Annotated in this window: 30 protein-coding genes and 2 pseudogenes; 9 read left to right on the top strand and 23 right to left on the bottom strand. The window is 61.3% G+C overall.

The window, feature by feature from the left end; all coding sequences use genetic code 11:
• Positions 1-54: 54 nt before the first annotated feature.
• From dctA to FOM02_RS20140, 4 genes are all read right to left on the bottom strand, one after another.
• Positions 55-1,356, bottom strand: coding sequence for a C4-dicarboxylate transporter DctA (gene dctA / locus FOM02_RS20155; RefSeq protein ID WP_027557316.1), 1,302 nt, complete (start codon positions 1,354-1,356; stop codon positions 55-57).
• A complete protein-coding gene (locus FOM02_RS20150; RefSeq protein WP_035729874.1) occupies positions 1,353-2,231 on the bottom strand; it encodes an amidohydrolase family protein in 879 nt (292 codons plus the stop codon). Before FOM02_RS20150 ends, dctA begins: the two co-directional genes overlap by 4 nt.
• 5 nt (positions 2,232-2,236) lie before the next feature.
• Entirely contained in the window at positions 2,237-3,196 is a 960-nt protein-coding gene (locus tag FOM02_RS20145; RefSeq protein WP_027557314.1) for an amidohydrolase family protein, read from the bottom strand.
• Positions 3,197-3,268: 72 nt separating this feature from the next.
• Positions 3,269-3,979, bottom strand: a complete 711-nt coding sequence (locus FOM02_RS20140; RefSeq protein WP_027557313.1) for a TetR/AcrR family transcriptional regulator — start codon at positions 3,977-3,979, stop codon at positions 3,269-3,271.
• 114 nt (positions 3,980-4,093) lie between these two features.
• Here FOM02_RS20140 and FOM02_RS20135 point away from each other — a divergent pair, with 114 nt between their 5' ends.
• Positions 4,094-5,074 (top strand): tripartite tricarboxylate transporter substrate binding protein, encoded by a 981-nt coding sequence (locus tag FOM02_RS20135; RefSeq protein ID WP_027557312.1) that lies wholly within the window; start codon positions 4,094-4,096, stop codon positions 5,072-5,074.
• 10 nt (positions 5,075-5,084) lie between these two features.
• The gene (locus FOM02_RS20130) at positions 5,085-5,879 is read left to right on the top strand and encodes an ABC transporter substrate-binding protein (RefSeq protein WP_027557311.1); all 795 of its coding nucleotides are present in this window, start codon (positions 5,085-5,087) and stop codon (positions 5,877-5,879) included.
• An 11-nt stretch (positions 5,880-5,890) separates the two neighbouring features.
• On the opposite strand, the gene FOM02_RS20125 is transcribed toward FOM02_RS20130, so the two are convergent.
• Positions 5,891-7,036 (bottom strand): mechanosensitive ion channel family protein, encoded by a 1,146-nt coding sequence (locus FOM02_RS20125; RefSeq protein ID WP_027557310.1) that lies wholly within the window; start codon positions 7,034-7,036, stop codon positions 5,891-5,893.
• Between the two features lie 123 nt (positions 7,037-7,159).
• Between FOM02_RS20125 and FOM02_RS20120 the strand changes: the two are divergent.
• Positions 7,160-8,409: pseudogene (locus tag FOM02_RS20120) on the top strand (DUF763 domain-containing protein).
• Positions 8,410-8,469: 60 nt separating this feature from the next.
• Here the strand turns inward: FOM02_RS20120 and FOM02_RS20115 are convergent.
• The 8 genes from FOM02_RS20115 to FOM02_RS20080 all read right to left on the bottom strand — a co-directional run bounded on the left by FOM02_RS20115 (position 8,470) and on the right by FOM02_RS20080 (position 12,276).
• A complete protein-coding gene (locus FOM02_RS20115) occupies positions 8,470-8,703 on the bottom strand; it encodes a hypothetical protein (protein WP_027557308.1) in 234 nt (77 codons plus the stop codon).
• A gap of 41 nt (positions 8,704-8,744) precedes the next feature.
• Entirely contained in the window at positions 8,745-8,900 is a 156-nt protein-coding gene (locus tag FOM02_RS20110; protein ID WP_156950868.1) for a hypothetical protein, read from the bottom strand.
• Positions 8,901-9,134 carry a hypothetical protein gene (locus FOM02_RS20105; RefSeq protein WP_027557307.1) on the bottom strand — a complete coding sequence of 78 codons (234 nt, stop codon included), beginning with the start codon at positions 9,132-9,134 and terminating at the stop codon, positions 8,901-8,903.
• A gap of 6 nt (positions 9,135-9,140) precedes the next feature.
• Positions 9,141-9,338, bottom strand: a complete 198-nt coding sequence (locus FOM02_RS20100; protein WP_027557306.1) for a hypothetical protein — start codon at positions 9,336-9,338, stop codon at positions 9,141-9,143.
• Positions 9,339-9,352: 14 nt separating this feature from the next.
• Entirely contained in the window at positions 9,353-9,538 is a 186-nt protein-coding gene (locus FOM02_RS20095; protein ID WP_027557305.1) for a hypothetical protein, read from the bottom strand.
• A gap of 162 nt (positions 9,539-9,700) precedes the next feature.
• The gene (locus FOM02_RS20090) at positions 9,701-10,972 is read right to left on the bottom strand and encodes a cytochrome P450 (protein WP_027557304.1); all 1,272 of its coding nucleotides are present in this window, start codon (positions 10,970-10,972) and stop codon (positions 9,701-9,703) included.
• 96 nt (positions 10,973-11,068) lie between these two features.
• Positions 11,069-11,395: a hypothetical protein gene (locus FOM02_RS20085; RefSeq protein WP_027557303.1), complete on the bottom strand. Its 327-nt coding sequence runs from the start codon at positions 11,393-11,395 to the stop codon at positions 11,069-11,071.
• A 107-nt stretch (positions 11,396-11,502) separates the two neighbouring features.
• Positions 11,503-12,276, bottom strand: coding sequence for a ferredoxin--NADP reductase (locus tag FOM02_RS20080; RefSeq protein WP_027557302.1), 774 nt, complete (start codon positions 12,274-12,276; stop codon positions 11,503-11,505).
• 256 nt (positions 12,277-12,532) lie between these two features.
• Between FOM02_RS20080 and FOM02_RS20075 the strand changes: the two genes are divergently transcribed.
• The 3 genes from FOM02_RS20075 (at position 12,533) to FOM02_RS20065 (ending at position 14,409) form a co-directional block, all read left to right on the top strand.
• A complete protein-coding gene (locus tag FOM02_RS20075) occupies positions 12,533-12,796 on the top strand; it encodes a helix-turn-helix domain-containing protein (protein ID WP_265442095.1) in 264 nt (87 codons plus the stop codon).
• 184 nt (positions 12,797-12,980) lie between these two features.
• Positions 12,981-13,292, top strand: a complete 312-nt coding sequence (locus tag FOM02_RS20070; RefSeq protein WP_265442094.1) for a hypothetical protein — start codon at positions 12,981-12,983, stop codon at positions 13,290-13,292.
• Positions 13,293-13,299: 7 nt separating this feature from the next.
• Complete coding sequence (locus tag FOM02_RS20065; RefSeq protein ID WP_265442093.1) at positions 13,300-14,409, top strand: ImmA/IrrE family metallo-endopeptidase; 1,110 nt, start codon at positions 13,300-13,302, stop codon at positions 14,407-14,409.
• Here FOM02_RS20065 and FOM02_RS20060 read toward each other — a convergent pair.
• Positions 14,406-15,341 carry a hypothetical protein gene (locus FOM02_RS20060; protein ID WP_265442092.1) on the bottom strand — a complete coding sequence of 312 codons (936 nt, stop codon included), beginning with the start codon at positions 15,339-15,341 and terminating at the stop codon, positions 14,406-14,408. The two genes, FOM02_RS20065 and FOM02_RS20060, sit on opposite strands and share 4 nt — an antisense overlap.
• Positions 15,322-16,377 (bottom strand): thymidylate synthase, encoded by a 1,056-nt coding sequence (locus tag FOM02_RS20055; RefSeq protein ID WP_265442091.1) that lies wholly within the window; start codon positions 16,375-16,377, stop codon positions 15,322-15,324. Before FOM02_RS20055 ends, FOM02_RS20060 begins: the two co-directional genes overlap by 20 nt.
• A gap of 683 nt (positions 16,378-17,060) precedes the next feature.
• On the opposite strand from FOM02_RS20055, the gene FOM02_RS20050 reads away from it, so the two are divergent.
• Positions 17,061-18,338: a hypothetical protein gene (locus FOM02_RS20050; protein WP_265442090.1), complete on the top strand. Its 1,278-nt coding sequence runs from the start codon at positions 17,061-17,063 to the stop codon at positions 18,336-18,338.
• Between the two features lie 75 nt (positions 18,339-18,413).
• Here the strand turns inward: FOM02_RS20050 and FOM02_RS20045 are convergent, their stop codons facing one another.
• From FOM02_RS20045 to FOM02_RS20030, 4 genes are read right to left on the bottom strand one after another with little or no spacing between them, the layout of a single operon-like run.
• The gene (locus FOM02_RS20045) at positions 18,414-19,235 is read right to left on the bottom strand and encodes a HesA/MoeB/ThiF family protein (RefSeq protein WP_265442089.1); all 822 of its coding nucleotides are present in this window, start codon (positions 19,233-19,235) and stop codon (positions 18,414-18,416) included.
• Complete coding sequence (locus FOM02_RS20040) at positions 19,235-19,738, bottom strand: hypothetical protein (RefSeq protein WP_265442088.1); 504 nt, start codon at positions 19,736-19,738, stop codon at positions 19,235-19,237. Before FOM02_RS20040 ends, FOM02_RS20045 begins: the two co-directional genes overlap by 1 nt.
• Positions 19,735-20,064, bottom strand: a complete 330-nt coding sequence (locus FOM02_RS20035; RefSeq protein ID WP_265442087.1) for a hypothetical protein — start codon at positions 20,062-20,064, stop codon at positions 19,735-19,737. The genes FOM02_RS20040 and FOM02_RS20035 overlap by 4 nt, the downstream gene beginning before the upstream one ends.
• Positions 20,061-20,735 carry a multiubiquitin domain-containing protein gene (locus tag FOM02_RS20030; protein WP_265442086.1) on the bottom strand — a complete coding sequence of 225 codons (675 nt, stop codon included), beginning with the start codon at positions 20,733-20,735 and terminating at the stop codon, positions 20,061-20,063. Before FOM02_RS20030 ends, FOM02_RS20035 begins: the two co-directional genes overlap by 4 nt.
• A 125-nt stretch (positions 20,736-20,860) precedes the next feature.
• On the opposite strand from FOM02_RS20030, the gene FOM02_RS20025 reads away from it, so the two are divergent.
• Together FOM02_RS20025 and FOM02_RS20020 are read left to right on the top strand one after the other, a co-directional pair.
• Positions 20,861-21,178 (top strand): helix-turn-helix domain-containing protein, encoded by a 318-nt coding sequence (locus tag FOM02_RS20025; protein WP_265442085.1) that lies wholly within the window; start codon positions 20,861-20,863, stop codon positions 21,176-21,178.
• Complete coding sequence (locus FOM02_RS20020) at positions 21,175-22,080, top strand: ImmA/IrrE family metallo-endopeptidase (protein ID WP_265442084.1); 906 nt, start codon at positions 21,175-21,177, stop codon at positions 22,078-22,080. Before FOM02_RS20025 ends, FOM02_RS20020 begins: the two co-directional genes overlap by 4 nt.
• Here the strand turns inward: FOM02_RS20020 and FOM02_RS20015 are convergent.
• From FOM02_RS20015 to FOM02_RS20000, 4 genes and pseudogenes are all read right to left on the bottom strand, one after another.
• Positions 22,077-22,325, bottom strand: coding sequence for a Wadjet anti-phage system protein JetD domain-containing protein (locus FOM02_RS20015; RefSeq protein ID WP_265442083.1), 249 nt, complete (start codon positions 22,323-22,325; stop codon positions 22,077-22,079). The genes FOM02_RS20020 and FOM02_RS20015 overlap by 4 nt on opposite strands.
• Positions 22,210-22,710, bottom strand: a complete 501-nt coding sequence (locus FOM02_RS20010) for a Wadjet anti-phage system protein JetD domain-containing protein (protein WP_265442082.1) — start codon at positions 22,708-22,710, stop codon at positions 22,210-22,212. The genes FOM02_RS20015 and FOM02_RS20010 overlap by 116 nt, the downstream gene beginning before the upstream one ends.
• Before the next feature lie 54 nt (positions 22,711-22,764).
• Positions 22,765-22,812 (bottom strand): annotated as a pseudogene (locus FOM02_RS20005) (hypothetical protein); the annotation flags it as partial.
• A gap of 604 nt (positions 22,813-23,416) precedes the next feature.
• The gene (locus FOM02_RS20000) at positions 23,417-25,597 is read right to left on the bottom strand and encodes a xanthine dehydrogenase family protein molybdopterin-binding subunit (protein ID WP_265442081.1); all 2,181 of its coding nucleotides are present in this window, start codon (positions 25,595-25,597) and stop codon (positions 23,417-23,419) included.
• Between the last annotated feature and the right edge of the window lie 2 nt (positions 25,598-25,599).

Here is a 25,599-nt window from a genome sequence, read left to right as displayed (position 1 = left end):
CCTCTTCGTTCGTAAGCAGCATAGGCCGCCTGCCGCATGCAGGAAGCCAATTCATCAGGCCGCGACGGCCGCCGGTTCCTCGCCGTCGAGCACGCGCTTCAACCGCTCGCCGTCGAGCGCGCCTTCCCATTTGGCAATCGCGATGGTCGCAACCGCGTTCCCGATCAGATTGGTCGGCGTCAGTCCCTGCGACATCAGGCGGTGGATGCCGAGCACCAGCGCCACGCTCGTCACCGGGATGGAGCCTGTGGCCGAGAGCGTCGCCGCCAGCACGACGAAGGCGGCGCCTGCGATCCCCGCCGCGCCCTTGGAGGTCACGAGCAGGATCAGCAAGAGCTCGATCTGCTCGGCGAGTCCGAACGGCGTGTTGGTCGCCTGCGCGAGGAACACCGAGGCGGCGGCAAGATAGAGACAGGTGCCATCGAGATTGAAGGAATAGCCGGTCGGGATCACGAGCCCCACCACGCTCTTCTCGCAGCCGGCCTTCTCCAGCTTGGTCAGCATTCGCGGCAGCACCGTCTCGGACGACGTCGTGGCGATGCAGATCAGCAGCTCCTCCCAGATGTAGCGGATCAGCTTGAGCAGCGAGAAGCCGCACAAACGCGCGACGGGGCCGAGCGCCACGAAGATGAAGACCACGCAGGTCAGATAAAAACCGCCGAGCAGCTTGCCGAGCGAGGCCAGCGAGCCCACGCCGAACTTGCCGACGGTAAAGGCAATCGCGCCGAACGCGCCGATTGGCGCCGCCCACATCACGAAGCCGACCACCGCGAACACCATCTTGGCGGCGATGTCGATCAGGCTCACCAGCGGCGCGGCACGCTCGCCAAGCTGCACCAGCGCGAAGCCGCACAGCACGGAGATAAATAGCACCTGGAGGATGTTGCCTTCCGCGAAGGCACCGATGAACGTCGCGGGCACGATGTTGAGGAGAAACGGCACGAAGCCGATGGCGCCGGTCTGCTTGACGTAAGGCTCGATCGCGCTGGCATTGATGCTGGCGGGATCGATGTTCATGCCGACGCCGGGCCGGAGCAGGTTAACCGCGACGAGACCGATGATCAGCGCGATCGTCGTCATGATCTCGAAATAGATGATCGCCTTCACCGCGACGCGCCCGACGCGCGCCATGTCGGCCATATGGGCAATGCCGTGCACGACGGTGCAGAAGATGATCGGCGCGATCAGCATCCGGATCGCTTTGATGAAGGCATCCCCCAGCGGTTGCATCTTGGCGCCCGCCTCGGGGCTAACGATCCCAAGCGCGATGCCGGCCGCCATGGCGATGAGCACCTGGATCCAGAGCTCCTTCCACCAGGCGCGGCCGCGCGGCTTGTCGATCGCCATAGCGGTCATCGGTCGAACTCGAACAGGCGCGCGGGATTGTCGACGAGAATCTTCTGCTGGAACTCCGGCTCCGGCGCGAACAACGGAATCAGGTCGACGAGATCGCCGTCGTTCGGCATCACCTTGACGTTGGGATGCGGCCAGTCGGTGCCCCAGATGACGCGGTCGGGCGCGGTCTCGACGATCTTGCGCGCGAACGGCACCGCGTCGGTGAAGGGCGGGCCGGCCGAGGAGACACGTTCAGAGCCGCAGATCTTGACCCAGCACTTCTCGTCGCGCTGCATCAGCTCGATCAATATCTTGAAGGGAAGCTGATCAAGCCCCTCGGAGGCCTTCACCCGGCCCATATGGTCGATGGTGTAGCTCAGCGGCAGCCTCGTCAGCATGTCGGCATATTCAGGCAGGTCGATCGCATCGAAATGCAGATCGATGTGCCAGCCAAGCGGCGCGACCATCGCGATGATACGGTTGAACACGCGCTTGTCGGGGACGCCGCCGAGATGGCGGACGAAATTGAAGCGGCAGCCGCGGAAGCCGCCCTCGTGCAGCACCTGGAGCCCGCGCTCGGTGATCGTGTCGTCGATATTGGCGACCGCGCGATACGCGCCATTGCTTTGTGCGATCGCATCCAGCGCCACCGTGTTGTCGGTGCCGTGCACGCTGGCATTGACGATGACGGCGCGCTCGACGCCGAGCTTGGCGTGCAGCGCGCGAAAATCCTCAAGCGGCGCGTCCGGCGGCGTGTAGGAGCGATCTGGCGCGTAAGGATATTTCGAGCCCGGCCCGAAGATGTGGCAATGCGCATCGCACGACAGCTTCGGCAGCTTGAATTTTGGCGTGCGCGTGTTCGGATCGGGTGGCGGAATGGTGGGTGTGTACATCATCGTCGTCAGGTGAACTTGAATAGCCGAGCGGGGTTGTCGACCAGCAGCTTTTGCCGGACTTTCTCATCAAGCGCGTAGAGGGGAATGAGGTCGACGAGATCGCCGTCATTCGGCATGACCTTGACGTTCGGATGCGGCCAGTCGGTGCCCCAGATGACGCGATCGGGCGCATTTTCGATCAGCGCCTTCGCGAACGGCACAGCGTCGTGGAACGGCTTGCCGGCCGCGGATGCGCGCTCCAGGCCCGTGATCTTGACCCAGCACTTCTCGTCCTTCTTCTGGAGGTCGAGCAGCGCGGTGAAGCCGGGATCATCCAACCCCTTCCCCGCCTGCACCGTGCCCATGTGATCGATCACGTAAGGCGTCGGCAGCGCGGTGAGGATCGGCGCGAACTCGGGAATCGTGCCCGGCTCGAAATACACGTCGATATGCCAGCCGAGCTCCGCGACGCGATGCACGATGCGCTGGAACTTGTTCATGTCGCCGACGCCGCCGAGGCGCTTGAGGAAGGCGAAGCGGCAGCCGCAGATGCCGCCCTTGTCGAGCGCCGCCAGCTCCTTCTCGGTCATCTCGTCATTGACGTTGGCGATGCCCTTGTAGGCGCCCTCGCTCTGGGCGATGGCATCGGTGACGACGCGATTGTCGGTGCCATGCACGGTGGCATTGACGATGACACAGCGCTCGACGCCGATCTTCTCATGGAGGCTGCGGAACATCTCCAGCGGCGCATCGGCCGTGTTGTAGGGCCGCTTTTCCGCGAACGGATAACGCGAGGCCGGCCCGAAGATGTGGGTATGGCTGTCGCAGGACTTTGGCGGCAGCTTGAAGGAGGGCGTTTTGGGATTTGGGTCCGGCGGCGCGATGGTCGGCATCGCCTTCGGCTCGGTGCCTTGCGCGTTCACCTCCCCCGCAAGCGCCGCGCCGGCCAATCCGGTCAAGAGATGCAAGCACTCCCGCCTGTTCATATCCTAAAGCACCCAGTCACATGGACCGCTTGCGAGCGGAAACGCTGGATGCGCTCCCCTCAGCGGTCTCTTTCAAGTCTTGCTGCTTGCGACACTCCGCCGCCGTGCCGGCGCAGCCTGATCAAGCGCCGGTGCCTGGAACGCAGCGACGGTGGCTTGCACCAGTTGCTCGATCGCGCCCGCGGCATCGCTGCCGTCGGCCTCGCCGCGCGACAGGCGCGAGACGCGATCCGGCGTCACCAGCGAATAATAGAGTGCACCGAGCAGGAAGTGGCTGCGCCAGACGATGTCGGTGCGCGGAATGTGCGGCAGGCTCTCGTGGATCGCATCGATGAAGGCGTGGCTGGTGTCGTCGAAGGTCTGCGCGATGATCTTTCGCGCGACCTCGTTGCCTTCCGCCGACATCACGGCGCGCAGCCGCGTGAAGCGCGCGCCCCCGCCGGCGAGATCGCTGCCGGAGGTAAAGGCCGGCACCACATAGGCCCGCACGATCGCCTCGAGCCGATCCTGGAGATCGCGCACGCGTTTTGCGGCGGCGAGCAGCTCGGAACGGCGCAAATTCATCGCCCCGCAATGGCGCCGGTAGATTTCCAGCAGCAGGCCGTCCTTGGTCTTGAAATGATAGGTGACGCTGCCGGGATTGGCCCCGGCGGCCTGTGCGATGTCGCGCACCGAGACGGCGTTGAAGCCGTTGGTGGCGAACAGCTCCTCGGCCGCGGCGAGAATCGCCTCGCGCATGTTCGGCTTGCGGGCCGTTTCCTTGCTGGTGGGCTTGCGTACCATGTGATTTGTACTATCGTACAAAAGATCAGGTCTCGTCAACAAAAACCATGGGCAGGGTCCGGACGGCTCGGAGACCGCCGCCAGGCGCGCAAACGCCCTTAAGGAGTGCTGGGAATGCTGGGTTTGAACAAGACAATCGGCCGACTCGCGGTCGGTGCAGGCTTGCTGCTGGCTGCGAACGCCGCGCAGGCCGCCGACACTTATCCGAGCAAGCCGGTCCACATTCTCGTGCCCTATGCGGCCGGCGGTGCGGTCGACGTGCTCGCGCGCACGCTGGCCCAGGCGCTGGCGAAGACTTGGGGCCAGCAGCCTGTGATCGACAACCGTCCCGGCGCCGGCGGCATCGTCGCCTCGCAGGCGCTGACGCAGGCCGCGCCGGACGGCTACACGCTGATCCTGGTCGCCAGCGGCCATCCGCTCAACCAGTTTATCTATCCAAGCGTGCCCTACGACACGTTCAAGGATTTCACCGCGATCACCGAGGTCGCCTCCTCGCCGCTCGCGATCGTGGTGGCGAAGGACAGCCCCTACAAGACGCTCGGCGATCTCCTTGCCGCCGCCAAGAAGGAGCCGGACAAGCTCTCCTACGGCATGTCCGGCAACGGCACCTCCGCGCATCTCGCCGGCGAGCTGCTCAAACACATGTCCGGCACCAAGATCGTCGCGATCCCCTACAAGGGCGGCGCGCCGGCGCTGACCGCCGTGATCGCCGGCGAGATCCCCCTCAGCATCAACCCGCTTGCGGAAGCGATCGGCCAGCTCGAAGGCGGCCCGGTGCGCGCGCTCGCGGTGACCTCGGCCGAGCGCTCCAAGGCGCTGCCGAACGTCCCGACCGTCGCCGAGTCCGGTGTCCCCGGCTACGACGTCTCGGTCTGGTGGGGCGTGCTTGGACCGGCAAAGATGCCGCCGGAAATCGTGGCAAAGCTCGAGACCGATCTGAAGGCGGCGCTGCAGGATCCGAATGTGCTGTCGACGCTCGGCAAGATCGGTGCGGCCCCGGTCGGCTCCTCCGCCAAGGACTTTGACGCCTACATGCATGCGGAGGCGACCAAGTGGGAGCCGGTGCTGAAGGCCGCCGACATCCGCGCGCAGTGAGGTCTTCCGCATGAGGACCTCTTCTGTGCTATTTACGCGCACCGTCCTGCTCGCGGCGGCGATCATCGGTTTCATCGGCGCGCCCGCGCGCGCCGATGGCGAAGCAAAGCTGCTGGCGCCGAGCGGCACCTTGCGCGTCGGCATCTATCCGGGCAGCCCGACCTCGATGATCACAGATGCGAGCGGCAAGCCGCACGGCCTCGCCTATGATCTCGGCGGCGAGCTGGCCAAACGGCTCGGCGTCGGCGTCGACTATGTTCGGTTTCAGCGCGTCGCCGACATCGTGACCGCGATCCATGACGGCCAGGTTGATTTCACCGTGACCAACGCCACGCCGGCTCGCGCCAATGAGGTCAGCTTCAGCCAGCCGGTACTCTCGATCGAGCTCGGCTATCTCGTTCCCGCGAACTCGCCGATCAGAGAGATCAAGGATATCGACAAGCCAGGCGTGAAGATCGGCGTGACCAAGGGCTCGACCTCCGAGCGCACCCTGCCCGCCAGGTTCAAGAACGCGACCATCGTTCCCGCCGAGAGCGTCAAGGTCGCCATCGGCATGTTTGGCCGAGCCGAGATCGATCTCTACGCCACCAACAAGCCGACGCTGTTCGAAATGTCCGACCAGATGCCGGGCGCAAAGATCCTCGACGGCAATTGGGGCGCCGAGCATATGGCGATCGCGATCCCCAAAGGACGCGAGGCCGCGCTTCCCCTGCTCAATAGCTTCGTCGCGGAAGAGCAGTCATCCGGCGCGCTGGATACGATCCAGCAGCAGGCGGGCCTGCGCGGCACGATCAAGGTTCAATAACGGCCGCGCTTTCAATTGTGGGCGCTCGCCCGCATCTTCTCCGGCGCGGCGGGGCGCTGGAGCAATTCGATATCGTCGCCACCGCCCTGTGGGATCAGGATCGCGCGCTCGCGCGGCAGGGCTTCCGGCATCTCGTCGCGGATGAAGGCGATCAGCTTCTCCCGCATCTCGCAGCGCAGGTCCCAGGATTGCGGTGCGTTCCGTGCGCTGACCAGCGCGCGAAGCTCGATGGTGCGCGAATCTGCGTCGATCACCTGGAGATTGACCACCGCGCCGTCCCACAGCTTGGATTCCTTTACCGCACCCTCCAGCCAGCGCCGGATCCGCGGCACGTCGGCGCGATAATCGACATGGAGCGCGATCACGCCGATCAGGGACGCCGTGTCGCGGGTCCAGTTCTGGAACGGCTTTTCGATGAAATAGGACAACGGCACCACCATGCGCCGCCAGTCCCACAGCCGGATCACCACATAAGTGGCGGCGATATCCTCGACCCAGCCCCACTCGTTCTCGATGATCACCGCATCCTCGATGCGGATCGGCTGCGTGATCGCGATCTGCAAGCCTGCGATCAGGTTGCTGAGCAGCGGCCGCGCGGCGAGACCGACGATGATACCGGCGGCGCCGGCGGAGGCGAACAGGCTGACGCCGTACTGCCTGACCGAATCGAACGTCATCAGCGCGGTCGACACCGTGATGATGACGATGATGATGTCGGTGACGCGCTTGAACACCCGCACCTGAGTGACGTGCTTGCGTGCGACGAAATTCTCGGTGACGTCACGAAAGTTCTGCAGATAGCGCGCCGCGCTCATGTCGACGATCCGGATCGAGATCCAGCCGATCAGCGCGATGAAGGCGACCACGAACAGGCTGGTCAGCGGCATGCGGAACGCGTCGCTGAGTGGCGCGAGCGGCAGAACCAATGCGACGGCGGCGAGGCAAAGGGCCAGTTGGGCGGGCCCCGACGTGCGCTCGATGAACACGCTGATGAGAGGCAGGCGAGTTCCGAAGGCGCGGTTGAGCAGCCAGGCCGCGAATCGGTGGAACGACAGCGCAAGCAGGATGGCCCCGGCAACCAGGCCGAGACCGATGATCCATGAGGGAATCCACCCGAACATCTTATCGATGTCGGCCATGAGAGCCTGCCAATTCATTCACGTCCCCGGATTTGCATTCGCTGCTCGCCAACGCGTTCCGCCCGGCTTCGCTCCCCTGCCTCACGCAACGCAGCATTCTCCTGGTGCAACCGTGCCGAATTGCGCTAATTTGAGGCATACATGACCAGACGCACCGGCAGCGCCAATCTTCCTCTTCACACCGGGCGGGTTCCGCCGTGGCTGGCGAGCCGCATGGCCTCGCTCGGGGCGATCGTCACGCAGGCGATCGTGCTCCATTACGGGCGCGATGCATTCCTGCAGCGTCTATCGCATCCGTTCTGGTTCCAGTCTTTCGGCGCCGTGATGGGGATGGATTGGCACTCCTCGGGCATCACGACCTCGGTGATCGGCGCGCTGAAGCGCGGCCTCGGACCGCTCCAGGACGAGCTTGGCATCTATGTCTGCGGCGCCGCGGCCAGCATTCGCGCAAGACACCGGACGAGCTGTTGCAGCTCGGCGATCGCGTCGGCTTCGACGGCGTGAGCCTCACCCGCGCCAGCCGCCTCGTGGCGAAAGTCGACAGCGCCGCGGTGCAGGACGGGTTTGACCTTTATCTGCACGGCTTCTTCGTCACGACCGACGGCAAATGGACGGTGGTGCAGCAGGGCATGAACGGCGACAAGCGCCAGGCCCGCCGCTATCACTGGCATTCCGAGGCGCTGAAGAGTTTTGTCGACGCGCCGCACAGCGCGATCGACGGGCCGCAGCAGGGCGAGATCGTCAACCTCACCGACCATCGCGCCGATATCTCGCGCACCGCGCAGCTCGAGCTGCTGAACGATCTCGGTCCGGATCGCATCCTCACCGAATTCGAGCGGCTCACTGGAACGGCGCCGGAGCCGGCACAGGCCATGCTGCCGCACCTGATCATGACTGATCATCACGATGTCAGGCCCAAGGACGTGTTCGCGCGGCGCCTGCATGGAACCCTCGCCGCCGCGGCCGAGCGCGGCCCGGTCGATTTCCCGGAGCTATTGCTAACACCCGGCGTCGGCGCGCGCACGGTGCGCTCGCTGGCGATGGTCGCCGAGGTCGTGCATGGCGCGCCCTATCGTTTCAGGGATCCCGCGCGCTTCTCGCTCGCCCATGGCGGCAAGGACCGGCATCCCTACCCCGTCCCGATCAAGGTCTATGACGAGACCATCCGTGTGCTGAAGGGCGCGATCCAGAACGCAAAGCTCGGGCGCGAGGAAGAGATGCAGGCGATCAAGCGCCTCGACGAGCAGGCGCGGCGGCTCGAGCGCACCGCGCGCGGGCCGTCGGTCGAAGCCTACATTGCCGGCGAGCGCGCGGCTTCGCCCGATCTCGACGGCCGCTCCGTGTTCGGCTGGGAGCGTGATCTTGCCGCCACAAAAAATCGGACCGGCTGAGGGCCGGTCCGCGAGGTCGTCGGTCGCGGAGGACACGACCGAAGTTGATCTTCTCAGGTCTCAGTCTTCATCATCGCTTCCGAGCCGGTTGGCAGAGTGATCCTGATATTGCTCGGTCTGGATCGACTTGCTGTCCATGCCGCGGATGTCGGAATGCTGCTTCTTGTCTCGGTTGGACAGCACCATGTTGTCGCCGATCTTCTCCTTGGGCACTTCGGCGAAGGCGCCGGTGCCGTCGCTCTTGCCGTGCATGCCGGACCTGAAATGCGTCTTGCTGCCATGTCCACTTGGCATTGATCTCTCCTCTTGCAGTGATCCGTCCGGCTCCTGGCGGATCATTTTCGCGGCTTCTGACCACCCTCGTTGGGGCCAGTGCCGCGCTCGCTGTCATCAGCGGCGCGCAATGCCTGATCCAGCTCGCGCGCATCGGGCGTGTCAGGCTTGCGCTCGAGAATGCGCATCTGCTGCTCGTGGGTTTTCTTGCCTTGCATCTACGGTCTCCGGCCTCTGCGGGGCGCGCCGCTGTGCGCGACGTCCTTGTCGATACCGCCTGCGAACGTCACGTCATTTTCGCGGTCGCCCTCGATCGTGTTCTCGCCGAGCGCATCCACGATATCGTCGGGCGATGCGCTCGCCATGTTTGCGCCCTTGGATCCGCCGATCAGCGGATTGTCGCGAAGATCCTTGCTCGTCGGTGCGTATAGTTTCGCGTGCTTGCTGCTCATGCCCGATTAGCCTCCGCCCTTGTCCGCGGGGTCGTGCCGGTGATGGGAATCGCGCTCGCCTCCGCCGCCGGACACGCGGCTGTGGCTGCGCTGCGGATCGTCAGGCGCGGGCTTCTTGACCTCCAGCGGCGCCTTCGCATTTTCATGCGAGGCGCCGGGTCCGCCCTGACGAATGCTGTTCGGTGTCTTGGTGGATGTCGACATCAGTGTCGCCCTCCTCAGCGGTCCTGCTGGTAGCCCTGATTGGTCGTGTTCTGCTTGATGTTGCCTTGCTGGCCCTGCTGGTCAGGATTTTGCGCGCGCTGCTGGCCATGCGCCGCCTGATCCGCGGCCGCCTGCTTGCTGTCGCCAGTTCCCTTCGTGCTTTGATTGGCTGGTGGAACGGGTGGCATCTTGCCAGTCATGGTGTGCCTCCGAGAGATGGGAAACCCTTGCGGCGGGTGGCACGGAACTCGTGCCGGACTTTCGTCGCCGCGAGGTCTCAGGACAACGATGGCCACCACACCCCGTTCCTGACGGATCGCACCACGCGAAGATTTCGAAAGAAGATTTCGAGAGAAGAAGCGTCAGCTCGCTTGAGCCAGGGAACGATCAACTGTCGCGGATGCCGCAGCCGTCACCTGTGTTCCCTCGGACTCGGCTGTGACCGGAAGTTTCGCAATCATGCGAATGCCGGGCCGCTTGCGCCAACGAATCGGCGATGGATCGACGGCAAGACCGAGCCGCGGCCAGCGCGTGAACAAGGCCTCGAGCGCGCAACTCGCCTCGATCCGCGCGAGCTGATGTCCGAGACAGAAATGAATTCCCGTGCCGAAGGACATATGGCGGTTCGGCTTGCGTTCGAGATCGAGCCGTTCCGGCTGGTCGTGCACTGCAGGGTCCATGTTCGCGGCGGCGAGCATGACCATGACGCGATCGCCCTTCTTCAGGCGCACGCCGTCAAGCTCGATGTCCCGCCGCACATAGCGCGGTTTTGAAAATTGCACGGGCGAGACGAAACGCAAGAACTCCTCGACGGCGAGGGCCGCGCGGGCCCAGTCCTGTTCCAGCCAATCACGCAAGCCGGGATTTCTCAGCAGCTCGTAGACCGAGCCGCTGATGAGATGCGTCGTTGTCTCCGAGCCCGCCGCCAGCAGCAGGAACACCATCGCCACCATTTCGTCCGGCGTGATCTGGCCGCCCTCGCGTTCGACCTGGACCAGCTCGGCAATCAGCCCCTCGCCGCCCTGCTCGCGCGCGATCTGCAACTGCTCCGCCAGATACGCGCGCATGTTGCGGAAGGCGAACAACAGGCGGACGAAGCTGACGACATTCGTCAGCGAGGACATCGCATTGGCCCAGGCGATGAATCTCGGGCGATCGGCCATGGGCAGGCCGAGCAGCTCCGAAATCACCGACAGTGGCAGGATGCGCGCATAGCGCTCGACGAGATCGGCCGGGCTTCCGGCCGCGAAAAGCTTTGACGCGAGATCGTCGGCAATGGCACGGATGCGCGGCTCCATCGCCACGATGGCGCGGCGGCGGAACGCCTCGTCGACGATGCTGCGCAGCCGCGTATGATCAGGCTCGTCCATCGTCAGCATGTTGTTGGCGATGGTGGTGACGAGTTTTGGCATCCACCAGCGGATGCCCGCGACGCCGCCGCCTTCCTTGCGCAGCGTGAAGGTCGCGCCGTCCTTCAGCACTTGGGCGGTTGCATCGTGCGTGGTCGTGATCCAGACGTCGCCGACCAGGGGAAAGCGCGTCGCGACCACGGGGCCCTGCCCGCGCAACGCGGCGATCGCCCTGGGCGGATCGCGAAAGAAGGCCTCGCTGGTGAAATCGAGGCGCGGTGTCATGGGATCACCGGGTTGGTTGGTGGCGCCTCAACCAGATGGGATGCGGGGCGGCCGGCGCAAGAGCCGGAAACCGCCTCGCGGGCGGGCGCGAGATGCCTATCCGCGCCCGGACGAGCGCTGGCCGGTCTTGCGCTGCTGCTGGTTGGTATAGGCGTCCCAATGGCTCCAGCTGCCGTTGCTGAGGCTTTGCAGATCGGTGCCGAGCGGACGGCGCGTGCGCTTGTCGTGATCGGCGATGACGCGCTCGGACTGCCCGATCTTGCGCTTGAGTTCCGCGATCGCCTTCTGGGTCTGCCCGTTCCGCTTCGAGGACGCGATCTCGCCCATCGTGAAGCGCGCGGTCTCGAGCGCCTTCAACTCGGCGCGGTTCTTCTTCAACTGGACCCGGTGCCAGGCGATGTTGCTGTCGCTGTCTGCAACCATGTGGGAACTCCGCTGATTCGTTCCCACAAGTGTATCAAGCGCCGAATCGACGGGGCAACGCCCGCGCCGCGGCGAAAATGCGGTCTTATTGAGCAGGAATTCCGAGTTTAGCGCTCTGCAAACGCCTTTTCGACCACGAACTGGGCCGGCTCGCCGTGATTGCCTTCGACGAAGCCGCGCTCGCCGAGCAGCACGCGGGTGTCCGCCACCAGCGCCGGACTGCCGCAGATCATGACGCGGTCGTGGGCGGCTTCCAGCCCCGGCAGGCCGATATCGCTGAACAGCTTGCCTGACGTGATGAGGTCGGTGATGCGGCCGCGGTTGCGGAAGGGATCGCGGGTCACGGTCGGGTAGTAGATCAGCTGCTCGCGGATGTACTCGCCGATCAGTTCATCCTTCGGCAGCGTCTCGGTGATCATCTCGCCATAGGCGAGCTCCTTCACGTGGCGGCAGCCGTGCAGCAGCACGACCTTCTCGAACCGCTCATAGGTCTCGGGGTCCTTGATCACGCTCAGGAACGGCGCGAGGCCCGTGCCGGTGCCGATGAGGTAGAGGTTGCGGCCCTCTTCCAGATTGTCGATGACGAGCGTGCCGGTGGCCTTGCGGCTGACGATGATCTCGTCGCCTTCCTTGAGGTGCTGGAGCCGCGAGGTCAGCGGTCCGTCCGGCACCTTGATCGAGAAGAATTCGAGGGTGTCCTCGTAATTGGCGCTGGCGACGCTGTAGGCCCGCAGCAACGGCTTCTCGCCGACCTTGAGCCCGATCATGGTGAATTCGCCGTTGCGGAAGCGGAAGGTCGGGCTGCGGGTGGTCTTGAAGGAGAACAGCGTGTCGGTCCAGTGGTGGACGCTCAGAACGCTTTCCTGATTGAAATTGCTCATCTCACCTTCCCTGTCGCGTCAATTGCGGTTTCCGAGGCGGGCAGCTATGCGTCGTTTGTACACGATCATTCGTATACTAATGAATAATCCTGCTTGATCCCGGGGTCAAGCCTGCCCAAGATGTGCTTTCCCGCAATTTGCGAGTTTCAACCACATTTACTGGAATCATTGTTGGACGTCGGGAACTCATTTCCTGTCTCTATCGTACGCGCAGGACAGACGGTGAACGCGGCCCCATAGGACACCAGCCCACCCCATGAAAGTGTCGCGCACCCGAAATGCTGGTCAGGCTAGTAGCGACTCGTTGGAATGTCCTGTAGCTCAATGGTTAAGACTAGCTGCCGGGCTCTCCCAAGAAGAGCTCGCTGAGCGCGCAAACATTCACCGAACGTACGTCAGTCAGATTGAACGAGGTTTGAAATCGCCAACTCTTGTGATGGTCTTTCGGCTGGCGAAGGCACTGGGGACCATCCCTAGTAAGATCTTGAAGCAGCTCGAAAGTGATCTCGGTATGTCCTAGCAATACCCCGAGGCACGAACGATCGCGCGGGGCGATCGGAGTTGATATAGTGCCGATGTGCTAATACTACTTCTAGTTCAAGAATTTATTTGATTCGCCAAAGCCACGGCGGCAACTGGGGCTTCTTGCTCCCGACAATCGGTGCCATCGCAACACAACTTAATAGCCGCCGGGTAAGTCTACCGTGGAACTGAGCTACCTTACGAGCCGCATCCGCGAGGTCGCGATGGATCACGGAATAGCCACCGCAGCGCTTGGCCACGATCTAGCGCAAAGCCTTCGAAGTATCATTGCAGACATGCGTGAGGCCATGTACTTAGGCGAGCTAGCTGACTTGCCGGAAATCATGATGGAAGGCGAAACTGTTAAGCTGAGGTTTCTTCTCGGACCAGGCACATGGCTCGTCGTGGAGCCCATCGGCGTCAAAGCAATGACCATCGAGAGCTGGCGGCAATCCCACCGCGTCAAACTTCTTCAGATTACAGGCAGGGGTTGATCTCGAGATGAAGACAGATCCCAACTGGGCCTCACCACCAGGCGAAACGATCCGAAGATTGCTTGCAGCCCGTGAAGTCTCCTCCGAGGAGTTGGCTGATAGAATAGGCCTCCGGAGTGACCAGTTTGAAACCTTGATCTCGGGACAATCGAGGATCACGCTGGCAATCGCTGAAGCGCTTGCGGAAACTCTCGGCTCCTCTCCCCGTTTTTGGCTTGCGCGTGATAAGAGCTATGTCCGAGAACTTGCACGGCTGGGCGCTACTAAGCCTGCCGATGAAGAGTCTTGGGTAGCGACCATGCCGACCAAGAGCATGAAGCGATACGGCTGGTTGCCGCAAGCGGCTCGCGGACAAACGCTGCGCTCACAGTTGCTGACGTTCTTTGGCTGCGCAAGCATTCAAGAATGGGGCGTTCGATATTCAAGCGGCGTTGGCGAGGTCGCTTTCAGAACGTCATTGGCTTTCCCGGCTGACGGTATGGCAACCTTGGTTTGGTTGCGCGCTGGCGAAAAACAGGCCGAGTTGCTGGGGCTTCGTAAATACAACTCGCAGGGCTTCAAGAAACTTCTACCTGCATTGCGAAGGCTGTCCGCATTCAAGCATCCGAAGAGCTACCTCGCCCGCCTCCAGTCAGCCTGTAGCGAGGTCGGTGTAGCGGTTACCAGTTCACGCGCACCCGATGGCTGCCGCGCCAGCGGAGCGTCTTGGTTTAACCGAAACGGGAACCCAGTTATCCATCTTAGCTTTCGGCACCTGTCAGAAGATCACTTTTGGTTCACGTTCTTCCACGAAGCTGGGCATGTTGTACTACACGGACAGAGCCACATTGATGGTGAAGGCGCCAGCATCATAGCGGCCGATCCATCAGATCAGGAGGCCGAGGCAAACGCCTTTGCCCAAGATATACTGTTACCGCTTGGGGTTCGCGAGCGCTTGACAGCCGACCGACCTTCCCGTTCGGCCATACTTGCTGCAGCGAGGGAATCGCAAGTGACGCCGGGCATTGTCGTTGGACAATTAGAGAATGCTGGAGTTCTACTCCACGGCAAGATGTCGTTCCTGAAACGGCGATATCACTGGGAGGCGGATCCGTACATACCAACAGTCCGCAGTTAACCCCGAAAATACTCGTACCTGCCGGGACTTTTTTGCCAATTGCACAAGCTGTCTTCGATCACCTGCTTTCCGACATTTAGATAATCGTCAAGTGCGTCCGCCCTTGCTTGGAGCGCTCTCGCGGATACAGAGTGCTTTCCATCTTTATAGAATAGCAATTTCGCTCCAGCGAGCGGTCCCGTGGCATCTACAAGGTAAGTGCTACCAGCCTCGATGGGGGCTATATGAAGCTTGCTGAGCATAGTAAGAAAATCGAATCTACCCAGACGCCCAAAGCCAGACACGACTTTTAGCGACTTATAGAGAACATCAAAAACCTCAGTCGGATTCTGTCCATGCGTTTCGTGCGTCGCTCTAATGAGCTGCGGAAACCCACCTCTCACGAACTGCCAATCGCAGAACGAGCGAAACGTGCGATCGATAGCTTCTGGCGCCTTGCTTTGATATTGCCTGTGGTTTGAATATCGGCCTGAACGTTTCATGTCCGACAATGCGTCTCGTTGACTTACGAGCATTGCAAGAAATTCGTTGGGCGCTCGACGGTAAGCTTTCGCGGTCCAAATCGGCCCCGCCCCAAACGAGCCGAAAACATTCGCCGCCAGCTTCCAACCATCGTCTTTGTGCTTTCCAAACTGTGTACCGACGAATGTCAACCAAACAGCCTCATCCGCCTCCCCTCGCCTCATCAGTAGCGAGGCTCCCTTGAGTGGATCGAATGCAGCGTGGTGCGGATCCAATCTGCGGGCCGACACATCGCGATCTCTGATCAAATGCACATAGGCGATCCGCCGAAGGCTAGAAATGATCTGCCTTACAAGCGTTTCTCGCCAAACGGGATCCACTAAGCCCGGAAGGTGGCCATTTTCATTTTCGTACTTGGTAAGAGACGCCGCGATGCGGTCGGTTTCACTCTTATGCATCCCGGCTGTCATCGACTTCCCCAAACAAATCGCCAACTTGCTTCTTGGATCCAGATTTCTTTGCGATTCGATCCAAAATATACAGCCGATATGTCGGGGAGACGATATCGGCTAGCAGTTCCTCCAATTTGTTAGGCGGCTGCCCCGTCTTGTCGATCGCGTAAGCGTTAATGAGCCTGATGAGATCAGCCCAATAGGGATCCAATTCAGTTTCAATCTTGAGATCGTGTTGGCCGCTACGTATCTTCTCCTCTGCGTCAAGGACTCGTCGGATCGCTGCCCACGGGTTGCCTATGGGCATGGCAGGCATTGAAACGATCTCGTGTAGGCCCTCGTCTAAGTACTGTTGAGCTCGAGTCTTTGAATCAAGCTTCTCGCTATCATCATAGAGATGCAAGCTGGCTACGGAATGCAGATAGCTTCCGAGCCCGACTCCAAGCTCGCGAGCGGCGATCTCTTGAAGCATAGTGAAAGAGAAAATGTCATGCGGAAGGCCGAGAAACGCATCGTTTGAACGCATGTGTACATGCAGTGAAACGTTGTTGTTCCTTATGACAAATTGGAGCGTGCATGTGCAAGGAACGTCGTTGGTTGCGCGAGACGCATCTTCGTTGGAGAAGATTTGTATGACGGCATTCCGCGTTCCATTTCGTTTCTTCAGGGAGCCAATCATACGCTCCCATTGATCATGGGGAGCATTTCCCTCGCCACGGCCGGCGCTGAAGATGCGCGGGCCATAAGCTCCATTAAGCGTACGATTGTCGTCAGAGAATTCATGATAGTCGCGAATGTAGTGCTGAATGAAGCCAAGGGAGTTGCTGGCCGCGAGATACCACATCAACTCTCCAAGTGGGCTAAACACTCGAGCGCGTCCCATTGATCTACCTAAGCGGGCTCGTGGATTGGTCAGCTCAAGCAACGCGCCGAACACTTCGGTGCTGTTGCCCTTGCGCGACGAAACCTTGAAATTTCCAGGGTTGCGCGAAAGCAAGCGCCTAAAGACCGCCCGCATGAGATCGTCAATGCTATCTGCTTTAACGTGAAACACGCCCCGCGAATCCCACCCGAATGCGCCAACCTACACGATGATGTAAGACCCAACCGCATACTCCAACTCAACCTGTTAGATATCCCCTGCGTTTGTCGCAACGCTCGCGGCTACAGCTTTGCGGTGGGATTCCATGGCGCTTAAGCCGATTGGAGAACGGGAGCGAACGGGAATGAAAATGCACAAATGCAAATGAACGGGCACGATTTGCATATTCAAGCGAAAATTCAAACTTGCAAGTTATTGATTTTATTACACTTTTTAAACATGCCTACCAGACCGCTCATAACGGTCTGGTTGCAGGTTCGAGTCGTGCCGGGCCCACCAGTCTGCTGTTGGACGCCATCAAAGTTTGGACTCGTGCCAACCAGGCTGGACTCAGCGCCACGTATGTCTGGACCGGCGGAGCCAAAACCCTCCCTCGCGAGCAGCTTCGATGGTTAGAACTTGCTGCGCATAACGGTCTGGTTGCAGGTTTGAGTCCTGCCGGGCCCACCATTCGGCAGCATCTAAGAGGCCACTTTTAGAACGACTCGATTTGGCCTTTTAGAGCGACTCGATTTCGTTTTAAGAACGACTCGATTTCAGATCCCACTGAGTCGACTGCCGAATTTTCCCTCGTTTTTTTCCGCGATTTTTTAACTCGAAAAAACCGAGGGGGGTGCCTTCAGGAAATCTGCCTCATGAAACCAGATGGTCGACGTGGCACCACAGCCGGCGATCCTGGCTGGTCGAATTGCGTCTTCTGCGGCACGGCGGTCGGCAAGTCTGCCCGTTCCCGCGAGCACATCATCCCGATGTGGCTCCTGCGCGCCACGGGAGACCCCAATCGCAAAATCAAGATCGAGAGCGACCCCGTAACCGGCGCCGACATCGTGAGACCAGCGTCCACGTTTCACTTCCCCGCCTGTGAACCTTGCAATGAAAAGTACGGGAAGACGCTCGAAAGGCGGGCCAAGAAGGCGATCGAATCCCTCATGGCGGGCAAATCGATCGAGGTGTCTGAGTGCTATTGGCTGCTGGATTGGCTCGACAAAGTGCGCGTAGGTCTTTGGCTCGGATACAACATGCTGCACAAGGAAGAGTTCGCGCCGAAGTTTCGGATCGACCAGCGGATCGGGATAAAAGATCGGATCGCAATTATCAGCGTGGATCCGGATGACACCACGAAGGGCTTTGGGCTCAGCGGCTTGGACAATCAGATTTTCCGGACAAGCCAGGCCGGCATGTTCTTCAAAATCAACAATATCCGGATCTTATCGCTGTCGTTCGACGGCCTGATTTCCCGTTTCGCCGGAATGCCGTTCCCGAAGGAGATGCTCGTCACGGGCGACGATCCTGACCGCCACATCGCGGTAATGGGTCGGACCGATTATCAGATCAGACAAGACTGGGAGGAATTCCAGATCCCTGGCGCGACCTTGATTGCTCAGACCAGCTTCTGGTTGGGAAGCTGCGTCGATGACGATAGCTTCGCCATGTGGATCAATCAAAGCACGATCCCACGATTTAGGAGAATTCCAAAGCTGCGCACGCCGGCCGATCTCAACCAGTTTATACAGACCCAGTTGATCTCCAACGCTACCGGCGAGTTTCGTTACCATCGAAGCGGCAGGCAGCGGTTGCGTTTCGGCAAGGCCAAACAGAACAGCGATTGGGCCTTCGTCAGAACGCTCTACGTTTTGTTCTGGCAGCATGTTTTAGCGCTCAATCCGAAGAAGCAGATCGAGACCGACGGTCGTCGCCACAGTACAATCTTGCTCGCCATGCTCTGGATTGAAAAATCGGTGCAGATGGCCCTGCGCTTCCGGGAGATCGGCATATCGGACGACAAGTCATTTGGACCTGTCGTGGAGGAACTTCAAAAGGTTTATAGGGCTTGGGAGGAGCTACGCGCCAACACGCTCGGCGACTGGGCGCGCGACGCGTCCGCGAACCCGGTTGTCGCCGCTCTCGAATGAGAAGCGGTCGCGCTTCGCTGGCTGCTCTGAAACCACGAAGCAATTGGTTACACCGACGGACCTTACTTGCGGACCTCAGCTGTGCTGTCCGTAGACCGAGCGGATGTCGAAGCCGGGATCGCCACTCTCCTCTTCCCGATAGTGGGGACACGGCCGAGAAAGCACGTGAGCCAATCGCTGGCTCGGCGAAACAGTGCCGGTGTTGCCGTCGTATTCGAGATAGGCAGTGGCAACCGAAGCGCGATGCCACGGCGTGAGGAGGTGCATAAACAGTCCAACGGCCGTGGAAGCCAAGACTCCGTTCGGCCAAACGACTTGCGGATTTCCTCCTGCAGCGCCGTAGCGGCGACCTTCCTGCTCGAGCCGCCGCTCCGTTACGATGTGAAAGCAACGCAAGCACGGCTTTCCTGGTGAGGAGAGCACAACCTGCCCGGCGATCAGATGGTCGTTCGCAGTGCCGTGCACATCCATACCCATGTCGAGGTACGGGATAAGATGGCGGCGACAAAAGGAGTCCAGTTCATCTTTTGCACGGACCGAATCCAAGCCGCCCACGATGATGTCGCACAGCTTGAAAGCGGCACTCGCGGCCTGCCACACGTCGCCGACCGTATATACGTCGGCATCCGGCCGCACGCCCTGAATCACCCGACGAGCGATGTCGACCTTGCGCGCGCCGTTCTTGACGTCTTCTCGCGTGCCCCCAACGAGGCGGTTCAGATTGGTATCTTCGATGATGTCGGGATCGGCGAGCACAAAGGACCGAACACCGACGTGCGCGAGTTGCTGCGCGACGTGCGACCCGCCACCCCCTAGGCCAGCGATACCGATCCGAGCCTGCTGCAGGATCCGATCGCTGTCCGCCCCCAGGAAGCTCTGTCGATCAAGCCAGTTCATCAGCGCTCTCCGAATTTCACGAGCGGGGCGCCGACGGCGGTGAAGCTGGATGCATAGGTCCCATGATCGCTTTCATCCAGCCAGACCTTCGCCGTCGCGGAGTCGTTACTCAACACGATCATGCCGTGCGGCATGCGCGGGATCGCGTGAAAAAAGCCGGGTACAAACTCCGCGCCGCTCCGAAGATCGATACCGCTGAATTCAGGGCGTCCGCGACCGCCGTGCGCATGAACGTGCAGCAAGGCGGACCGCGACTGATAGGCAAACTGCAGCCCCTTGCGCATTGCGCTTCCGCCAATTCTGGCGCCGACGAGCGGATCTCGCTCGTAATCGTCGTCGGCGACCGGCTGATAAGCGATCGCGAACAGCAGCAGCGCTCCCTCCGCCATGCACGCACCAGCCTTCAGAAAGCCCACCCGCTCATGAGCGAACGCATGGCGCCTCTGAAGATCAGCGCGAATGGATGCCAGCAGCTCCCAGGCGATCTTGACATGTATCTTCATCGGAAAGCCCGCAGGTGGTTCGCGAGGATCTCGATCCAGGGCAAGTGCGCCGGCACGCCTTGCCATGAGCACGCGAACCACTGTCGGCCGCAGATGCTGAACGAATTCCAGTTCTGGGCACCGGGAACCTGCGCCGACAGGAACAGTCGAGTGGCGTAGCCATCGCGCGCCTGCGGCCAGAGGAGGACGTCGCGGGTCTGGGTGCCACCCTGGGCCTTGAACTGCAGCTTAGGCATGAAGACGGCAGGATGACCGCCGTCGGTCCAGATCTCGGCTGCGGGGCAGAGATCCCGCAGCTTCAGAAGTTCGGCTGCCTGGTCGGTCATGACGACTGACCACAGGGCGGATGCGAAACGAAGTGCATGCCCTCCTTGATCTCGACAGACTTGGTCGGCTCGATCTCTTCGAACTCGCCGTTGGGCTTCACGAGATCAAGCTGATACTGCGACGGGACGCCGAAGATCGCCGCGAGCTGAGCTCCGGTATACTTTCCCGGCTTCAGTTCGAAAGGCTTGTCCTTGTAGAAGACGGTGATCAAGCGCTTGGCCGTGCGCAAGTGCTCCGTTCCGGCGGCGGCGAGGTCCACGCTGGAGCTCTCTTCCAACACGAGGTCCTCTTGGTCGCGACGATCCAAGAAGATCACCTTGCTGGCGGGCACTTCGGCGATGTCGCGCAATTCGGGCTCGGTGATCGCCGTGCTGCCCCACGCATAGCCGATCTCATCAACCGTGAAGTTGAAGGTACGGTCTGTCAGGAAGGAGCGAAATTCGCGCGCCTCGGTGTTGTCCAGGTCAACATCTTCGTCCAGCCCGATGATGCGGGTGCCCGGCCGCAACAACTCGATGAGAACGTAGTCATCCGCCGGAGCGAGCCTAGCCTTCTGCAGGATCTTGCGCGCATCCTGGACCTCGTCCGAGGTTTCGAACCGGTGCCCGTCGATGGTGTAGAAATAGTGATGTTTGCCGGCGTGATCCGGCGGGGTCTCGTGAACTTCCATGGTCGTTTTCTCCTTGCACAAGCGCCGCTCTTGCGGCACTGTATGGTTATATCGAACGCATCGGCCGATGTCAAGATATAGTAAACGCGTCGTTCGATATAACAATATAAATTGAAGGAGTTGGGATGCCGCTCGGCGACCGGATCAAAGAACTAAGAATACGAAAAAACAAGTCGCTTCAGGAGGTTGCTGACGCTATAGGCGCCAGCAAAGCCCACATCTGGGAGCTCGAGAGCAACAGGAGCAAGAACCCTTCGCTTGATCTCCTTAAGAAGCTTGCGAGGTATTTTGATACCACGGTTGCTTTTCTAATCGACGAGCAAGGCACTCAGAGCCAGGCGGAAATGTTCTTTCGGAGGAACAGCGACAAGCTCGGCACTCTCGAGGAAGAGCAGTTCAAGGTGCTTGAGGACCTCCTGAACGTGATCGCCAAGAAAAAATGACATCCGATGTTCCCGAAATCACGATCGATTTGATGGAGCTTGCCGATCTCGGCCAGCCACTGAAGCTGGCCTTCGAGCTGCATCGACAAATCCGCGCACAGCTTGGCGCGGTCCCTTTGCGCGTTCCTCTGGAGCAAATCGCCACGGCGCTCGGCATAGTCGGCATCCGTGAATACGACACCGATAACTTCGAAGGCACGCTTGTCATATCAGATGGCGTCGGCGCGGTCGGGCTCCGCAAGGGAATGCCGTCTGGGCGGCGAAACTTCACGCTCGGGCATGAAATCGGCCATTTCGCAATCCCCTCGCACAGGATGGTGAAGGCTAAGTTCGAATGTTCGACGAGTGACCTGCGCCGCGCCAGACCCAAGGATAAGTGGGAGGCGGTGCCACACGAAGAGCGGATCGAGATCGAAGCGAACGAGTTTTCCGCGGCCTTGGTGGTTCCGATGCCGGAATATCGCGCGGAGCGTCGCAAGCTGAGCAAGGCGTGCGACCTTGAACAAGTGCGCGTGCTGGCGCGGAAGTTCGACGTCTCCCTCGAAGTGATGGCCAAGGTCTACGTGACCAGCGCCGACGAACTCGCTGCCATCGTGATATCCAAAGATCGGAAGGTGCAGAGGGTCATACCGGCACCGAATTTCCCCTATCTCGGCCTTCGCGCCGGCGCTCCAATTCCTGAGCTCTCCCTCACCCACCGTTGGCCACGTCCGACCACAATCGGCACCGTTTCGGAAATGAGGGATGTGCCCACTCACGCATGGCTAGAGAAGCGTGGCCGCGTCGAAGCACTTTACGAGCAAGTTTTCGCGCAGAAGAACGGTTACGCCACGACTCTGTTGACGGTCGATATGAACGAAGATGACGCTGAAGACGATGACCGTCACTGGAACAGGCGTTAGAGCGTAAGCTCGAGAGCAACGGGATCCAATGCCTCCTGCTCGAGGTGGCGCACGTCCGACCCAAACGCCAACCACTCCGCCAGTTCGCGGATCGCACTGTCGGACCTTGCAATCGACATCAAGCTCGGATCAGCATATGCCGGCTGACCAGATTTTTCGGCCAATTCCCTCGTCATCAGGTGTGGTCGCGGCCCGCGGGGCAGGCTCTCTTCCAGGTACCTGAAGATGCGTACCCCGCCCGGCATCCACGTCACCCCAGTGGAGGAACGGGACCTCGGCCGGCACGACCGCCAGGACCTTGGCCAGAAGCTCGATGATGCCCGCCGTAGGAAAGCCGCCGGTGTACACGACCAGGCTGCCATCCTCGATCTCGCGAACCTGTCGATTGAAGCTCGCGTAGTTCTCGATGGTCAGGATGGCCGTGGGCGGCTCTAAGATGGCCAATTGCGAGAGCATCTCGGGATGGATCGAAGCGAACGGCTTTGCGCTACCGTCGACAAGGCGCCCCCTTGCCCCTTCCACGGCCACCGGCCCCTTCAGATGGACAGGGTGGCTGAAACGCTCCAACCCGATGTGAGCCCAGACCACGTCGGCTGCAGCGCCGGGCTGTCCGATCCGGACGCCGAGCACGGCGGCGAGCCGCGAGGCATGCCGCTCGAAGGCCTTCGTGTCGTTCGTCGCCTTTTGGGAAAACGTCCGCGCGTCCAGCCCGCGCGCTTCCTGCCGGGAGATGGACGCCAGCAGCGTGAAGAACTCCTTGGCGGCGTCGGCCTGGCTGTTATCCGGCGTAGGGTCCGAACGCCGATCGGCGCCCTAAATGTTTGATTGACTTCGCATCTATGGGGTCAATGTTCGGAGCCGATTCACACTTGTCACCCAATAGCTCCCCTCCGTCTGACTGACTGTCCCTCTTTCCCATTATCCCCGCCCACCCATTCACCGTTCTACCTCCTGAGGCAGGACGTAGTTCGCTGACGCCGCACCAGGTGGCACTCTGCTGATGGCGATGCGTCACCGGCGAGCCTCTCGCGCTCGCGGCCATTACGCGTTTTGATCATGGAACGGGTGCAAGCCGTTGTGCGTGCAGACGTAGCGCTGCCGACCCTCTGCGACATCGTCGGGGACGGCGGTCATCGGCTTCCCGCAGTTCGGGCACGCCTTCCGGCTCGCATAGAGCACAGCCATCGGATTTTCCCCTGCCCGACCAGCTTAGTTCCGTACGTGTCGCAAGCTCAAGCATATCGCGGAAAATTGTCCGCGATCGCCGAGTGTCTTGACGTCGCCCCTAGATACTGAGGTCTACGTTCCCTCGCGCCAGGCCGCCGTCTCTTCGACCTCACGTTTGCTTCAATAGCGCGGGATCGATCGGCATCTTGCGGAGCCGCTTGCCCGTCGCCGCATAGACCGCATTGGCAATCGCCGGGACAATCGCCGAGGTCCCCGTCTCGCCCATCCCGCCCGGCGGCTCCGTGCTCCTGGCGATATGAACCTCGATCGCCGGCGCCTCGTTCATGCGCAGCATCTGATACGTATCGAAGTTGGTCTGTTCGACACGGCCGCCTTTGAGCGTGATCTCGCCATAGAGCGCCGCCGTGGCGCCAAAGATGATTCCGCTCTGGATCTGCGCTTGCACCGTGTCGGGGTTGACGACGGTGCCGCAATCCATCGCACAGACCACGCGGCGAACCCGGACCGCGCCCTCGTTCGATACCTCGACCTCGGCAACCTGCGCCATGTAGCTCCCGAACACAAACTGCAGTGAGACGCCACGGCCCCTTCCCTTGGGCAAGGCCTGTCCCCAGCCAGCCTTCTCCGCGGCAAGGTCAAGCACCGCCTTCGCACGCGGCGACCTATCGAGCAGCGCGCGGCGATAGGCGACCGCATCCTGTTTCGCTGCGGCAGCCAACTCGTCGATAAAGCTCTCGGTCACGAACACATTGTGCGACGGGCCGACGCTGCGCCAGAATCCGGTTGTGATCCCTGGCGGCTCCACGCGCGCATATTCGACGTGGAAGTTCGGCAGATTATAGACCAGATCAATCGCGCCTTCCGTCGAGTCGGGATCAAGGCCGTCCTTGAATCCCGGTGGCAGCCACCGCGCAATCACGGATGAGCCCGCAAAGCGGTGGTTCCAGGCGACTGGCCTGCCCTGCTCGTCGAGGCCTGCGGAGACGCGGTCGAACCAGTAAGGGCGGTAAGCATCGTGCTGGATGTCCTCCTCGCGGGTCCACACGACCTTCACCGGGCCATCGACCTGCTTGGCGATCTCGACGGCGCGGACTGCACCGTCGGCCTCCAGCCGCCGGCCAAAGCCGCCCCCGATCAGGTGATTATGGACGATGACCTTCTCTGGCGGCAGGCCTGCGGCCTTCGCGGCCATCGCCCGAACACGCGCAATGGCCTGGCTGCCGATCCAGATTTCGCATTCATCCTTGCGAAAATGAACCGTGCAATTCATCGGCTCCATCGTGGCGTGCGCCAGGAGCGGCACCTGATAGATCGCCTCGACCTTGGCGGCCGCACCTGCGATGGCCTTGTCAGCGTCACCGATGGACTGCGCCACTATGCCTGCCTTCGTCGTGACACTTTCGAGTTCGCGCGCAATGTCACTGGTCGAGAGGTTGACGTGTGGACCGCCATCCCACTCGATCTTGAGCGCCGCCAAGCCCTTGTTCGCAGCGCCCATATGATCAGCTATGACCGCAACGGCGTCGTCGAGCTGGACGATCTGGCGGACGCCGTTGATGGCCTTGGCCGCAGCATCATCCACGCGCTTCACCCGCCCGCCAAACACGGGCGATTGGGCCAGCGTCGCGATCTTCACCCCGGGCGGCCGAACGTCAATCCCGTAAACCGCGGAGCCATTGATCTTGGCGGGCGTATCGAGCCGCTTCGCCGGCGTGCCGATCAGCCTGAAATCCGCCGGTTTCTTCAGCGTCACAGTCTCAGGCACCGGCAGGCGCGCCGCATCGTCAGCAAGCGCGCCATAGCCGAGGCTGCGTCCCGACGCCTGATGGTGCACCTCGCCGTTTTCCGCCCGGCAGGAGCCCGGATCGACATTCCAGCGCTTTGCCGCGGCCGCGATGAGCATTGTCCTCGCGGTCGCGCCGGCCTTGCGTAGAGGCTGCCAGGCGCCTCGCATCGCATTCGAGTTGCCGGTCGCCTGCACACCGAGCAGCGGGTTCATGTAAAGTCTTTCATTCGGCGGGGCATGCTCCAGGCGCACCTGGTTCAGGTCGACCTCGAGCTCCTCGGCAATCAGCATCGGGATCGAGGTGTAAGTGCCCTGCCCCATCTCTACATAGGGCATGGTCAAGGCAATCTGCCCGTCGCCGCCGATCCGGATAAACGCATTCGGCTCGAAACCGTCGGAGCTCGCCGCCTTGCTCTCGCGACTTACGAACGGCAAGCTCAGGCTGAGCAGCAAGCCGCCGCTCATTGCGGCGCTCGCGCGAAGAAAGCCGCGCCGCGACAGATCACCTTGGGTTGGGTCAGAATCAATGTGTGCGAGCGTCATGA

The sequence above is a fragment of the Bradyrhizobium sp. SEMIA genome, from assembly GCF_014844175.1.
Taxonomy (GTDB): domain Bacteria; phylum Pseudomonadota; class Alphaproteobacteria; order Rhizobiales; family Xanthobacteraceae; genus Bradyrhizobium; species Bradyrhizobium arachidis.
Note: the sequence above shows the minus strand (reverse complement) of the source record. Positions and strands in the feature narration are given on the sequence as shown.

Coding starts and splice junctions, on each gene's coding strand:
- dctA (WP_027557316.1), bottom strand. CDS start 1,356: ATGACCGCTATGGCGATCGACAAGCCGCGCGGCCGCGCCTGGTGGAAG.
- FOM02_RS20150 (WP_035729874.1), bottom strand. CDS start 2,231: ATGATGTACACACCCACCATTCCGCCACCCGATCCGAACACGCGCACG.
- FOM02_RS20145 (WP_027557314.1), bottom strand. CDS start 3,196: ATGAACAGGCGGGAGTGCTTGCATCTCTTGACCGGATTGGCCGGCGCG.
- FOM02_RS20140 (WP_027557313.1), bottom strand. CDS start 3,979: ATGGTACGCAAGCCCACCAGCAAGGAAACGGCCCGCAAGCCGAACATG.
- FOM02_RS20135 (WP_027557312.1), top strand. CDS start 4,094: ATGCTGGGTTTGAACAAGACAATCGGCCGACTCGCGGTCGGTGCAGGC.
- FOM02_RS20130 (WP_027557311.1), top strand. CDS start 5,085: ATGAGGACCTCTTCTGTGCTATTTACGCGCACCGTCCTGCTCGCGGCG.
- FOM02_RS20125 (WP_027557310.1), bottom strand. CDS start 7,036: ATGAATTGGCAGGCTCTCATGGCCGACATCGATAAGATGTTCGGGTGG.
- FOM02_RS20115 (WP_027557308.1), bottom strand. CDS start 8,703: ATGCCAAGTGGACATGGCAGCAAGACGCATTTCAGGTCCGGCATGCAC.
- FOM02_RS20110 (WP_156950868.1), bottom strand. CDS start 8,900: ATGCAAGGCAAGAAAACCCACGAGCAGCAGATGCGCATTCTCGAGCGC.
- FOM02_RS20105 (WP_027557307.1), bottom strand. CDS start 9,134: ATGAGCAGCAAGCACGCGAAACTATACGCACCGACGAGCAAGGATCTT.
- FOM02_RS20100 (WP_027557306.1), bottom strand. CDS start 9,338: ATGTCGACATCCACCAAGACACCGAACAGCATTCGTCAGGGCGGACCC.
- FOM02_RS20095 (WP_027557305.1), bottom strand. CDS start 9,538: ATGACTGGCAAGATGCCACCCGTTCCACCAGCCAATCAAAGCACGAAG.
- FOM02_RS20090 (WP_027557304.1), bottom strand. CDS start 10,972: ATGACACCGCGCCTCGATTTCACCAGCGAGGCCTTCTTTCGCGATCCG.
- FOM02_RS20085 (WP_027557303.1), bottom strand. CDS start 11,395: ATGGTTGCAGACAGCGACAGCAACATCGCCTGGCACCGGGTCCAGTTG.
- FOM02_RS20080 (WP_027557302.1), bottom strand. CDS start 12,276: ATGAGCAATTTCAATCAGGAAAGCGTTCTGAGCGTCCACCACTGGACC.
- FOM02_RS20075 (WP_265442095.1), top strand. CDS start 12,533: ATGAAAGTGTCGCGCACCCGAAATGCTGGTCAGGCTAGTAGCGACTCG.
- FOM02_RS20065 (WP_265442093.1), top strand. CDS start 13,300: ATGAAGACAGATCCCAACTGGGCCTCACCACCAGGCGAAACGATCCGA.
- FOM02_RS20060 (WP_265442092.1), bottom strand. CDS start 15,341: ATGACAGCCGGGATGCATAAGAGTGAAACCGACCGCATCGCGGCGTCT.
- FOM02_RS20050 (WP_265442090.1), top strand. CDS start 17,061: ATGAAACCAGATGGTCGACGTGGCACCACAGCCGGCGATCCTGGCTGG.
- FOM02_RS20045 (WP_265442089.1), bottom strand. CDS start 19,235: ATGAACTGGCTTGATCGACAGAGCTTCCTGGGGGCGGACAGCGATCGG.
- FOM02_RS20040 (WP_265442088.1), bottom strand. CDS start 19,738: ATGAAGATACATGTCAAGATCGCCTGGGAGCTGCTGGCATCCATTCGC.
- FOM02_RS20035 (WP_265442087.1), bottom strand. CDS start 20,064: ATGACCGACCAGGCAGCCGAACTTCTGAAGCTGCGGGATCTCTGCCCC.
- FOM02_RS20030 (WP_265442086.1), bottom strand. CDS start 20,735: ATGGAAGTTCACGAGACCCCGCCGGATCACGCCGGCAAACATCACTAT.
- FOM02_RS20025 (WP_265442085.1), top strand. CDS start 20,861: ATGCCGCTCGGCGACCGGATCAAAGAACTAAGAATACGAAAAAACAAG.
- FOM02_RS20020 (WP_265442084.1), top strand. CDS start 21,175: ATGACATCCGATGTTCCCGAAATCACGATCGATTTGATGGAGCTTGCC.
- FOM02_RS20015 (WP_265442083.1), bottom strand. CDS start 22,325: ATGCCGGGCGGGGTACGCATCTTCAGGTACCTGGAAGAGAGCCTGCCC.
- FOM02_RS20000 (WP_265442081.1), bottom strand. CDS start 25,597: ATGACGCTCGCACACATTGATTCTGACCCAACCCAAGGTGATCTGTCG.